The organism is Methanosarcina barkeri str. Wiesmoor (assembly GCF_000969985.1).
In the GTDB taxonomy this organism is placed as follows: domain Archaea; phylum Halobacteriota; class Methanosarcinia; order Methanosarcinales; family Methanosarcinaceae; genus Methanosarcina; species Methanosarcina barkeri_B.
Genome location: NZ_CP009526.1, coordinates 3,473,702 through 3,486,615, shown reverse-complemented (window position 1 = coordinate 3,486,615; position 12,914 = coordinate 3,473,702). Strand labels below are relative to the sequence as shown.

The 12,914-nt window shown below is 39.9% G+C and carries 8 protein-coding genes; 5 read left to right on the top strand and 3 right to left on the bottom strand.

What is annotated here, in order from left to right; translation table 11 throughout:
• Positions 1 to 34: 34 nt before the first annotated feature.
• The 5 genes from MSBRW_RS14450 (at position 35) to MSBRW_RS14430 (ending at position 6,386) form a co-directional block, all read left to right on the top strand.
• Positions 35 to 784 carry an MIP/aquaporin family protein gene (locus MSBRW_RS14450; protein ID WP_011307022.1) on the top strand — a complete coding sequence of 250 codons (750 nt, stop codon included), beginning with the start codon at positions 35 to 37 and terminating at the stop codon, positions 782 to 784.
• A gap of 387 nt (positions 785 to 1,171) precedes the next feature.
• Positions 1,172 to 2,284 carry an IS200/IS605 family element RNA-guided endonuclease TnpB gene (gene tnpB, locus MSBRW_RS14445; protein ID WP_011307023.1) on the top strand — a complete coding sequence of 371 codons (1,113 nt, stop codon included), beginning with the start codon at positions 1,172 to 1,174 and terminating at the stop codon, positions 2,282 to 2,284.
• A 453-nt stretch (positions 2,285 to 2,737) separates the two neighbouring features.
• Positions 2,738 to 3,601, top strand: coding sequence for a nitrilase-related carbon-nitrogen hydrolase (locus MSBRW_RS14440; protein WP_011307024.1), 864 nt, complete (start codon positions 2,738 to 2,740; stop codon positions 3,599 to 3,601).
• A 562-nt stretch (positions 3,602 to 4,163) separates the two neighbouring features.
• Positions 4,164 to 5,039, top strand: coding sequence for an MmRce1 family CPBP family CAAX prenyl protease (mmrce1, locus tag MSBRW_RS14435; RefSeq protein WP_011307025.1), 876 nt, complete (start codon positions 4,164 to 4,166; stop codon positions 5,037 to 5,039).
• On the top strand, positions 5,040 to 6,386 hold the full coding sequence (locus MSBRW_RS14430; RefSeq protein WP_011307026.1) for an MFS transporter: 1,347 nt from the start codon (positions 5,040 to 5,042) through the stop codon (positions 6,384 to 6,386). It abuts the gene before it with no gap.
• Positions 6,387 to 6,782: 396 nt separating this feature from the next.
• Here the strand turns inward: MSBRW_RS14430 and MSBRW_RS14425 are convergent, their stop codons facing one another.
• The 3 genes from MSBRW_RS14425 to thrC form a co-directional block, all read right to left on the bottom strand.
• On the bottom strand, positions 6,783 to 7,724 hold the full coding sequence (locus tag MSBRW_RS14425; RefSeq protein ID WP_011307027.1) for a hypothetical protein: 942 nt from the start codon (positions 7,722 to 7,724) through the stop codon (positions 6,783 to 6,785).
• A 396-nt stretch (positions 7,725 to 8,120) separates the two neighbouring features.
• Positions 8,121 to 11,021 carry a leucine--tRNA ligase gene (leuS, locus tag MSBRW_RS14420; protein ID WP_011307028.1) on the bottom strand — a complete coding sequence of 967 codons (2,901 nt, stop codon included), beginning with the start codon at positions 11,019 to 11,021 and terminating at the stop codon, positions 8,121 to 8,123.
• Between the two features lie 365 nt (positions 11,022 to 11,386).
• On the bottom strand, positions 11,387 to 12,604 hold the full coding sequence (gene thrC, locus MSBRW_RS14415; protein ID WP_011307029.1) for a threonine synthase: 1,218 nt from the start codon (positions 12,602 to 12,604) through the stop codon (positions 11,387 to 11,389).
• Between the last annotated feature and the right edge of the window lie 310 nt (positions 12,605 to 12,914).

The following is a 12,914-nucleotide window of genomic DNA, read 5'->3' as shown; positions in this document are numbered from 1 at the left end:
TCTTTGTCCCAAACTTATTAGTGAGGAGCTTGATATGACAGTACCAAACCTCATGAAACGTGCGCTTGCGGAACTAGTCGGGACTTATGTCCTGGTGTTCCTGGGTACGGGTTCGGTGATAACAACCGTACTTCTTATGGAGGGCTGGGAGGCTTTTCCCGGAAACCAGTTTTACATAGGGATTGACATTGCGGCCTGGTTTGCCATAGGAATGTCTTTTGCAATTGCAATCACCTCCATGATCTATGCTTTCGGCCACATTTCAGGTACCCACATCAACCCTGCGGTAAGTCTTGCTCTCTGGGCCACAGGCCGCTTTCCCACAAAAGACCTCCCTGCGTATATTATCTCCCAGCTTATAGGTGCAAGCCTTGCGTCCTTTACGCTTGTAGCGATTCTGGGAATGAGGGCTGTTGATGCAGGTCTAGGGGCCACGTCCATGTTCTACGGAGTCGGTTATGGGCAGGCAATCTTCTGCGAAGCTGTATGTACCTTTTTCCTTATGCTTACCATTATGGGTACAGCCGTGGACCGAAGGGCTCCCCCTGGATTTGCTGGGCTTGCAATAGGGCTTGTGGTAGCGGCGGATGTGATTGTTGTAGGCAACATTACAGGTTCTTCTCTGAACCCAGCCCGCACCTTCGGCCCTTATCTTGCTGAATCCTTGCTGGGTGGAGCTAACCTCTGGGCTCAGTTCCCGATTTATATCATAGGCCCCATAGCGGGAGCACTGGTTGCAGCGTTCCTTTATGATTTTATAGCTGAACCAAAAAAGGCAGATTAAGACAAAGATTGTTATATTAATTCAGAACTGGGTGCAAACCTTGTAATAATGATTAAGCCAAAAGTGACTTGTTTTACTTCCAGCACAATTTTTTTCTGTCTTTCCTGCAAATGGCCTTCTTATAAAGTGTTCAATATCTTTCACTAATTTCAAAGCATACGTTTTTCAAAAAATTTACAAATTATTTATCGAAAGAAATTTTTTACGGTACTTTATTCAAAAAAGAATGCAGTATCTTCTTTTATAGGTAGAAGCGTAAAACCCCGAAGTCTTTAGCTTCGTGGGATATAAGCGTCAACTTCACCCCTGATTTCGTATATAATATTCTGCCGCCTCTTTTATATTTACCAAAAACTCTATATATTGTTAAAGCGTATACTACTCTGTATGATGAAAGCGTTCAAATTTAGACTCTATCCTACAACTACGCAGTCTGTTCAATTGAATCAGCATATAGGTAGCTGTAGATTTGTCTACAATTGGGCGTTGGATCAAAAAATTAAAACTTACGAACAAACAGGAAAATCTATTTCCAGATTTGACTTAAACAAAAAGATTCCTGTCTTGAAAGCTTCTAATGAATGGTTGGGAAAAGTAAACTCACAGTCATTACAAGGAATGACTAAGCAGGTAGAATCTGCTTTCACCAGATTTTTCAGAGAAAAGAATGGATTTCCTAAGTTTAAATCAAAGAAAAATCCAATTCAATCTTTTCCTATACCTCAACACTATTCTGTGAATTTTGAAAACAACACAGTTAAGCTTCCAAAAATCGAACCGATTAAAGCAGTTCTTCACCGAAAGTTTGAAGGCGAGCTTAAAACAGCTACAGTATCAAGGTTTTGTAAAGGGAATTACTACATTAGTATCCTTGTTGAAGACGGAAAAGAACTTTCAGCAAAGCAACCTTTCACAGAATCAACTACCGTAGGAATAGATGTAGGTATCAAAGATTTTGCTATACTCTCTACAGGTGAAAAAATATCGAATCCTATGTATCTTAAAAACTCCCTCAAGAGACTTAAAGTACTTCAGAAAAGAGTTTCAAGGAAACAAAAAGGTTCAAAGAACAGAGCAAAAGCCAAAAAGAGGGTTGCTGTACTCCATGAGAAAATAAGCAATCAGAGACATGATTTCCAGAACAAACTCTCTTTTAAACTTATAAGCGAAAACCAAGCTATAGCTCTGGAAACTCTGAACGTTAAAGGAATGGTTAAGAATCACCACTTATCACAGTCTATAAGTGATTCTGCATGGAGTAGCTTTGTTACAAAATTAGAATACAAAGCGGCATGGTTCGGAAAAACCACCCTGAGAATTGGACAGTTTGAGCCATCTTCTAAGCTTTGTAATGTCTGCGGATATCATAATTCAGATTTGACATTAAAAGATAGAGAATGGACTTGTCCAGACTGTAAAACAAAACATGATAGAGATATAAATGCCGCTATCAATATCAAGAAATTCGTTCTCATAGATCAAAATCTAATTGGGTTGTAACACCTACGGAACGTGGGGACGAGCCTGGGGACTTGCCCTCAATGGAGGGAGGAATGAACCAGGAAGCCACTAAGTCTTTAGCTTAGGGGTAGTTCACATACAATGATTGCGTGTCTGAGTTCCATTCACAATATAAATATAGCTAAAATATAAATTGATTACTTACTAAAGGTTATTGGGAAAGTTTTCCATCCCCGCAGCAAGTTGCAGGGCATTCAACTGAAATAAAAGTATTGATTCAAAAAGTAAGGAAAGAATAAGATCCAGTAAGGAAAGAATAAGATCCAGTAAGGAAAGAATAAGATCCAGTAAGGAAAGAATAAGATCCCTAACTGATGACCAATGAATTGAAATTCACTTTTTTCAATTCGTCTCTTCAAATTCATATTATTTACTGAGATTTTACTTCAAAGGATTCGAGCCGTTTGCTAACGGTTAGCTGGTGTTTATGATATGAAAGTTGCCTGTATACAGATGGACGTGCTGCATTGCAGAAAACAGGAAAACCTTGAAAAAGCTCTGCATATGGCTCTTAAAGCTGTAAGAAAAGGAGCCGAACTTATTGTTTTACCCGAGGTCTTCTCAACAGGGTTTTGCTACGAGCATTTTGACCATGCAGCAGAGACTTTGCCTTCTCCTCTCCTTGAAAACCTGGCCTGTTTTTCCGAGGCCAACGACTGTATTATCATGGGCTCAGTAATTGAAAAAGTCGCTTTGGAAGAGACTTCTGACAGTGGAACACCTGCGGATTCTGAAAATTCTACTCTTTCGAATTCCAGTAATTCCCCATTTTACTACAATCTCGGCTTTTGCTTTGAATCAGGAACTCTTGCAGGTAGTTACCGGAAAACTCACCCCTTCAAAACCGAAAACAATTATTTCTCAAAAGGCGACTCTATAGAGCCCATCTCTCTTAAAAAGCAAAACCTGAAAATCGGTTTTGAGATCTGCTATGACCTCCGCTTTCCCGAGGTTGCAAGAAAACTTTCCCTTGCCGGTTCTGACCTGCTTGTGACCACAGCTGCATTCCCCAATCCAAGGTCTGAACACTGGAATATTCTTGCAAAGGCAAGGGCGATTGAAAACCAGATCCCACATATTGCCTGCAACCGGATAGGTTCTGCTCCTGACTGCAGTTATTTCGGCAACTCCATGATAATCGACGCCTGGGGTGAGGTAAAAGCCGATGCCGGCAATAAAGAGTGCTTAATAGTGCATGACCTTGACCTGTCCAGGAAAAATGAAGTTCGTAAAATGATTCCCGTTTTTGAGAATCAGAGAATTGAGCTTTATTCTGAAGATCTAAAGATTATTTAAGTTTCGATAATAATTTCTGTAACTGTATTACTTACTCATATTAACTGTAACTGGTTCATCTTAATTGGTTGAATCTTATTTTTCGATTTTTGCGGAGTTTTAGTTATTAATCTCTTCATTGACAGCTTAAAGTTTTAAATTGTTCCGATTTGCTAATTTTCACTTCTTTTTGTAAATCATCTCTCAGATAACATTATGTCCAGTTAGAGGCTGCTTTCATTATGTCCAACCCGAGGTTTCTTTCATTATGTCCAATCCGAGATTTCTTTCATTATGCTCAACCCGAAGTTTGTTCATTATGTCCATTTAAAGACTAGTTTCATTATACTAATTTAGATACTGCTTTTTTATATTTCATCCTCATGTTTCAGAATACAACATACTCACCAAATAAAAAAATGTATATATCATGAACAATGCAATAAATTGATAGAATTCACTATATTTTTTTTGTCTAAGATATCAAAATTAAAAACAGTTTGTTACTTTTGGTTGTCAAGTCTGCGTTGAGTTGAAAAATACAAACGATGCCGTGATATTTAAAATTTGGAGGAACAGATAGATGATCCCTAACTACAGATACAAACCCAGGGTCTTTTTTGCTGCGACCTTTATCTTAACTTATGCTTTCTTGTTTGCAGCAGCATATCTAAGTTTTCAGGACGAAAATGATGGACTTTATATGATATTAATACTTCTTGCACTGATGGTGCCTTTTCTAATCTCATTTTTTATGATTTTTGCTTCAAAAAATTCAGATTTAAAAAAGAATTTTATTAACAGGCTTATCAACCTTAGGCTAATAAGGCCAAAAATGCTTCCAGTATTTTTCTTGGTAATGCCTCTAACTGTTCTCGTATCTATTTTTATTTCACTTCTGTTTGGAGGATCAGTTTCGCAGTTTCAACTTGTTGATGGTTTCTCTTTCTCGACAGGGGCTGTACCTACGTTGTTTTTTCTTATGCTTACTGCATGTTTTGAAGAGCTTGGGTGGAGAGGATATGCATTTGATAGTCTGCAGAGCCGGTACACCTACTTCATGGCATCAATAGTTTTCGGCATACTATGGTCGCTCTGGCACTTTCCTCTTATATTTGTCAACAACTTCTATCCGTATAACATTCTTCATGAAAACATATGGTATGCAGTGAATTTTTTTGTCGGCATTATCCCTATGGGAGTATTAATCAGCTGGATATGCATTAAAAATAGAAAAAGTATTCCTGCAGCAATTCTCTTTCACTTTATTGTAAATATTTGCCAGGAGGCACTGAATGTGACTCAGACGACCAAGTGCATTGAGACTCTGGTTATTACTGTAGTTGTCGTTGTTATTATTGTATTAGACAAAGAGATGTTTTTTTCAAAAGTAAGCCCTGTTCCTGAGACTAAAAATCTCGCTCCTGAAACTCAAAATCCTGCTTCTGAGGCTCACTAAATGGCAGATGAATCCGAAAAAATGACGGCTGAACAAAAAAATCTTTATTCCAGATTCCTTTTTATCTGGTTTGGACAATTTATCTCAGTAATAGGTACTGGGCTTACTGTTTTCTCCTTAGGGGTATACGTATATCAGCAAACAAATACTGCTTCTAGCTATGTTTTTATACTAATGTGTGTCTTTTTACCACCCTTTCTGCTAAAGCCTTATGGAGGGATACTGGCAGACCGTTATGACAGACGTTTAATGATGATCTTAGGAGACTTAGGAGCAACCCTTGGGCTTCTTTTCATATTTTTTATGATGCTAAAAGGAAACATTCAACTCTGGCAAATTTACCTTGGGATTGCAACAAGTTCTGTTTTTTCGGCTTTTCAGGAACCAGCCTATAAAGCTTTAATTACTGACCTCTTACCTGAAGCTCAATATGCCAGAGCAAGTGGGCTGGTGCAGTTAGCAAGTTCTGCTCAATATTTAATTTCTCCTTTTTTAGCCGGAATTTTGTTAACAATAATTGATATTAAATTTATATTTTTAATCGATACTACAACTCTCTTAATTTCCAGTTCTATTGTCATCTGGATAAGAAATATTTCAGGCAAGGTAAAAATAGACCAGCATAAACAAAACATTATAGCGGACCTTAAAGAGGGAATGAAAGAGTTCTCTAATAATAGAGGCGTAGTTAATCTGGTTATTATTACCATGATCACACTTTTTTTTGTCGGATTGCTTCAGTCTCTTTTTATTCCACTGCTGCTGAGCTTAACAACAGTAAAAACAGCAGGGATCTCTCAATCAATATGTGCTTCAGGCATACTAATCGGAAGCCTGTTTATTGGAGTATTTGGCAGCAAGAACAGGTATGTAAAAACATTATCTATCTCTTTGTTTCTGTCAGGTATATTCTTTGCAAATCTAGGAATTTCAAAAAATATCCTATTTGTTACTCTAGCAGGATTCATGTTTTTTGCCACTTTGCCTTTTATTAACACCTCTATTGAGGTCTTAATTAGAAAAAACATTGACAATAAAAAACAGGGGCGTGTATGGTCTCTCATTTCCATGATTACTTATCTTGGCTCCATAATGGCTTTTGCAGTTGCAGGTTTCTTAGCAGATAAAATTTTCAATCCTCTTTTAGAAGTGGATGGTCTAATGGTTGAAACGGCAGGTTTTATCACTGGAACCGGGGAAAACAGGGGAATTGCCTTTATGTTTATAATCTCCGGATTAATGATCTCTATGATTGCTTTATTGATCTGGCAAAACAAGAAAATAAAAAGATTAGAATATGTTGAAAGTCAGGATTCTGGCATAGACTTATCCTTTCAGCCAGGCTGATAAATTAGCAGGAATTCACCTGTTTATCAAGAAAAAAATTTATGAGAAATACTTCCTGACTCAATGGAAATTTTCCTGCCCATAGGAACCATTTCACTCAAACTTCACTAATGACCTCCCTTCACTAATGGCCTTCCTTCACTAATGACTTCAACCATGACCTCCTGCCTGTTTATGCGGCGGACTTGCAAGAATGATCCAGTATAGCAGATCATGTTATAATGACCCAAAATAACTTGTAATTTGCTTCTTTTAGGGGGGGTCAATGAAGGAAATCTTCATAACTGGTAAAAATTTTATTAAAATTATTCACATGCTTTTAAAAAATACAAAATCTGTAAAATATCTGTAAATTTTACTGCGGAAAGTGAGTTACAAGTCTCAGTTACCAGACTATCAAATTATCTTGTTCAGCATTCCAGTAATAAGCTGTAAGTCAATTCCTGTTCCACTGATTAGTAAGCGTTCTTTTTTATTGCCAAGTAACTTCTGTGTCCAGTCAACGAAGCCACCATCTACAAGTTCTATACCTTCAACAATAATCTTGAAATTAATACCCTGATAATAACTATTATCAGTTTCTTCCTTATTTAATGTGATTTCAGTATCTGGATATGTCTCACGAAGATAGCAGTGAACCCTATCAATAAATCCAATTTTATCGGTATAGCCATTTCTCAGGTTCATGGTTACTTTGATTTTATGTCCTAATATCTCTTCGAAATAGTTTGTATAGTACTGTATCTGACTGGTTATTGCAGCTTTTTCAAAGCCATAAGAACCCGTATCTTTTCCAGAACTGACAAGGGTAAACAAGCTAAAGTGAGGAACAAAAGCATCAACCTTGAACATTTGTCCACGAGTAACTCTGCAGGTCGCGGATAAATGAACAAGATTTTTTGTATTATCAATGGTTTTATTTTTTATTTTATCTGCAAGGTATATAGCAAGCATGTTGGTACTGTCTGCAATGAGCTCCAATCCTCTTGTTGCAGAGATAACATTGTTTTGATCAACTTTAGCTATAACAGAACAGCTTCCCAAAAGGCTTGCAGGAGAAAGCAAAACAGACGAAAAACCTGAGGCTTCAGCCATTTCGAGCATTAAAATTTCTACTTGCTTCACCTTAATAGGACTAAGTTCAGATGGTTTTACAAATCGGTTAGATTCGTACTTGTTTAAGATATCATTAGGAGTGTTTTTGTTCGCTATTTCTTTTGAAAGAGCAAGCAGAAGTGTATTAATTTCAGATTGTGACAGCCTGGTTGTAAGTTCATTTATTAAATTTTTGTTGCCTGCTTTTTCAAGCACATTTGTAATGATACTTTGTTGTTTCACTACTACTCCCCTCTTCTTTGTTCTTTGACAGTTACTTCCCGATAGCTGAGAACGACATTTTTCTAATGTTGTTTTTGCCTGGATTCGCCTTTTATGCTATTTTCGAGGTAGGTGAAGCTAATTATCCGGCTAGATGACGTTTGTCCATTCAATTTATTTACTTATATTTCATACATGCAGTCTAAACCTAAATGCTGCTTAATTACTAAAAGTAATAGGAATTTTTACCGAATAATTAGATGTAGGCGAATATTGTTATTGAAAACAGTAAAGAATAATTTTATAACTGAGCCATTTTATAACTGAGCCAAAAAATAAAAAATAAAAAATAAAAATTTCCGGGCTTCCTCAACCTACCCGGATACATATTGTTTAGTCAGAAATAACTTTTTTATATTACTCTTTCTTCTTTCCTTCAATGTAAATTGCAGGCCTCAGGGGTTCTGCAAACCTTGCCTTCTTTTCAGGGTCAAAGGCAGGAGAGTCGGCACTGTGGACTTCAACAGAGCAGCCAATTTCTTTTTCCAGGAATGAAATTGACTCTTTCAGGAGGGCCTGTTCATCAATATCAGGGCCTGTAAGGATTTCATACCTGTCTGAACTTCCGCTTTTGAACTCTGGAACGATTTTCTGTACGAACTTCGGGATTTCCTTGCCAAAGCGTTTGAGGTCAGGGTTTGCCATCAGTTTTTTAATAAGGTTGCCTACTTCGAGTGAGCATTCAAGCTGCATCTCACAGGCGCACCTGATCGCTTCGGCTTTCCAGGTAGGTGCTGTGTAGAGGTGGACCTTCTGCGGGGTCATCTTTGTTACCCTTATAATCTCCTCAACGTCCTCCAGGGTTCCCTTTATCATCTCTTCGGCAAGCTCCGCACCGTCATCTATCAGGCCTTCATTATAGAGTGGATACTGGGCAAGGGAGACCGGGTCCTTATGCCCCATTGCTTCCCATATTTCCTCACAGAGGTGCGGGGTAAAAGGAGCCATGAGCCTGACCCAGTTGTCCAGCACATAGTAAAGCAGGGTCTCCCCACCCCTTCTCTGGTACCACTTGACATCGTTTTGCAGCAGGAAAAACGAATTCTGAATTGCTTCCCTTGTCTGGATAGAGTAGAGAGCTGAATTTGTATCCCGGATATAGTTCTGTATCCTCGAGAGTATCCAGCGGTCGATCTGCTTTAATTCCGTGCTCAGATCTGCACGTTTTCCACTCTCTATAACACCTTTTGCAAAAGAATAGAACCTGTCTACCTGCCTTCTGGCAGACTCGATTCCTGTCCTCTGCCAGTCTGCGTCCTGCGTCTGCTCGGCTGTGGAAAGGATATACATTCTTGTTATATCCGCACCATATTTGCTGACTGCACTTTCCATCGTCAGGATCGGGCCTTTGGACTTGCTCATTTTCTGCCCCTCAAGGGAAACAAAGCCGTTTACTGCAAGAGCTTTAGGCCACTTGTCCTCTTCAAAGAGAGCTACGTGGTGGAATAGGAAAAAGAGCAGGTGGTTAGGGACAAGGTCTTTTCCTGAAGAGCGCAGGTCAACAGGATACCAGTAGTTGAAATGTCTGCGGATCTCTTCAAGAAGCTCCGGACTGAGGCCAGTATCTGCACTGGCTGCTGCAGAATCGCCCTTTCCAAGCAGGACGTAGTCGAAGAATGACAGAGTAAGGTTTTCTATCTTCAGTTCGCCATTTTCGATAAACCTGGCAATGATATAATAGCTCATGTAAATTGTCGAATCCCCGAGAGATTCAATTAGCCATTCCTTATCAAAGGGAAGGTGGGTCCCAAGGCCTTTCCTGCGGGCGCAGGCTTTATCCTTAAGCCAGTCGATCTTGTTTTCAAACTCGACTCTGTACTCTTCGGGAACAATTCGCATCTGGGCAAGGCACTTATAGACCTTTGCTTTCCATTCGGGATTTGAATAATTAAGGAACCACTGGCCTTTGACCATGTTTACTACACAGGGAGTGCCGCAGCGGCAGACAACAGGTTCACTGAATTCATAAAAGGTCTCCCCGGTATTTGAGCTGATGAAGTCTCTGGTAAGGATATCCTTGATTTTGGAGACAGCCTGTCCTTCGTATTTTCCTGTTATCTCCTTAAGAACTCCCCCGTGGAACTCTCTTCTGTATACGATTTTTGTAGCTTCCTCAGCTTTCGGGTCTTTCTGGCTTGTAATTCCCATGCTTTCAACGATTTCCTTTGCAGGGAATTCTCCGAATTCAGGCACCTTGATAAGAGAAATCAGTTTGATCTTCCTGAGGTCTTCGGTTATCCCGTACTCGCTCAGGTCAACATCGTAAAGGTCACGAAGGGCCAGGTAGTCAAAAGGTGCATGGGCAGGCACGCTCATAACTATTCCGCTTCCGTTTTCAGGCCTGACAAAGGATGCAGGAAGGGAAATTACTTCGTCATCTGTAACCGGATTTGTGAGTTTTATTCCTATTATGGATTTTGCAGGCACGTCTTCGATATATTCGACTGTCCGGTCTGTAAAAGTCAGTTTTCTGAAAGCTTCTTTGCTGACAACCCAGAACTCCTCGTTTCCGTCCAGTGTGACCTTTGCTTTTACATAAGTTACATCAGGGTTGACCCACAGGTTAGTTACTCCGTACGTTGTTTCCGGCCTGAGGGTTGCGCAGGGTAGGACCAGGTCTTTATATCGGAACTTGATCAGCGTATATTCAACAATAGTAGCTTCTTCCCCATACAGGATATCATGATCCTCTACAGGGTTATTGTCGTTCGGGCACCATTTTACCGGATGGGAGCCTTTTACGATCAGGCCCTTTTCTCCAAGCCGGATATACTGCCACTCTATGAACTTTTTATATGTCGGGTCAGTCGTTGTAAACTTGCGTCTCCAGTCAATGGAATATCCGATATTACGCATCGCTTTCTCGGATTCGCGCTTGAAGTAATCAACAATCTTTTCAGGGGTATCTAGAGTCGGCAGGATGTCTCCGGGAATCCCATGAAGACGCTCATAAACGTCCATAGTCTGAGGATCCCGATTTGCAATCAGTTCGGCAAGCCCTACAATGGGTGTACCTGTCACATGAAAGCCCATAGGGTAAAGCACGTTATACCCAAGCATCCGTTTGTGCCTTGCAACAACATCCCCTATGGTAAAAGTCCTGGTATGCCCTGCATGCAGGTTCCCGTTCAGGTAGGGGTAAGGGATGGTTATGAAAAATTTTTCTCGTTTATCGGGCTCGGCCTGGAAAATCTGGCTCTCATCCCACTTTTTTTGCCATTTCTTTTCGATCTCGTGAGGCTTATAATCCTGCTCCATTCGTGTTCACGCCCATCGATTATTCTTATGTTGAAAAAATTTGGTCCAATTAAAATAATTTGATATTACCAAAAGAATTTGATAAATCGTTTGAATCTGAATAACAGTAAGAAGTTTCTGGGAGTTATAACCTCTCCCAGTAAACCATGAAGGATTGAAGGAGCCGGATTCCGGTCAGGTCAATCTTTCTACTATTATTTTTCAAGTATTATTTTCTAGTTTCCTAGCTTTCTATAGTATTTTTGAGTGTACTCTAGATTATTTTCTAGGTCTCTAGGTTATTTTCTAGATTATTTTCTAGGTCTCTAGGTTATTCTCTATTGTTATTTTTATTATTGTCTTCTATTGTTGTCGTTTTTCAGATCTTATTCTGCCTTTCCGAAGATAGCTTCCCGGATGGCTTCTATACTGGCATCCACAACAATAGGTTTTTCACAGATGTCAATTACAGTCTGCGGGTCTTTAAGCAGGTGTCCTGTAGTAATACAGACAACGGTCTCGTCTCTGCTTATAACACCCATATCAACAAGTTTCTTAAGCCCTGCAACCGAAGCTGCACTTGCAGGTTCGACACCTATTCCTTCAAGCCTTGCAAGGTCTTTCTGGGCTGTAAGGATTTCTTCGTCAGTAACGGATTCCGCAGTCCCACCGGATTCCCGGATGGCAGCAAGAGCCTTTTTAGCGTTAACAGGGTTTCCTATCCTGATTGCTGTTGCAACGGTTTCGGGTTTTTCCTCAGGGGTGATTTCAGGAGCCTCGCTCTTTATAGCTGTTACAATTGGACAGGAGCCTGCGGCCTGAATCCCGGTCATCTTCGGGAGCGAATCCGTTATGCCGAGCTTCTTAAACTCCCTGAAACCCTTCCAGATAGCTGTGATATTTCCTGCATTTCCTACAGGCAGGACAACTCTGTCAGGTACTTTGAAACCGAGCTGGTCTGCAATTTCAAAACCGATAGTCTTCTGGCCTTCCAGCCTGTAGGGGTTGATCGAGTTTAAGAGATAGATTTTTTCCTGGGAACAGAGAGTGCGCACAAGGGCGAGAGCGTCGTCAAAATTTCCACGAATGCTGAGGACCTTTGCTCCGTGCATAAGGGCCTGGGCTACTTTTCCAAGAGCAACTTTTCCTGCAGGCAAAAGTACGATTACAGGAATTCCGGCTTTTGCCCCATAGATTGCAAGGGCTGCCGAGGTATTTCCAGTAGACGCACAGGCAACGGTGTTCATTCCCAATTCAAGTGCTTTCGTAACTCCTACAGTCATTCCTCTGTCCTTAAAAGAGCCTGTAGGGTTCATGCCTTCGTGCTTCACGTAGAGTTCTTTAATTCCGATTTTCTCAGCCAGACGGTTGCATTTGTAAAGGGGAGTTCCGCCTTCCTGGATAGTTACAGGCTCTCTTTCAATAGGGAGAAGTTTTGCATATTTCCAGACCGAAGGGCATTCAGTCTTCAGTTTTTCCATGTCAATTTTTACTGAGGAATAATCATAAATTACATCAAGCAGCCCATCACATTTGCTGCATGTATAGATTACTTCGTCTTTGGAATACTCTGCACCGCATTCGATACATTTGAGATGATACATTAAATTTCTCCTGTTTCTGATGATTTTCCTGTGTATGGTAATTTTGAATAGTTCAGATTTCGGGTTTTTATGTGCGCCCGTTTCAGGTCAGTACAACCTGAGATTTAAGTCAATATAACCAAGTCAATATAACCTGAGATTTAATTCAGTATTATCTGGATTTCTTCAGTATTATCTGGATTTCGAATTAGTATAATATTAGAGTTTAATAATATTTTGTATCCTTAATACTCTACTTGCTTTTAAATTATACTGTTTCGGGCATTATTTGCTCTTATAAACAAACAGCTTTAAGGACCGAAAATCAAAC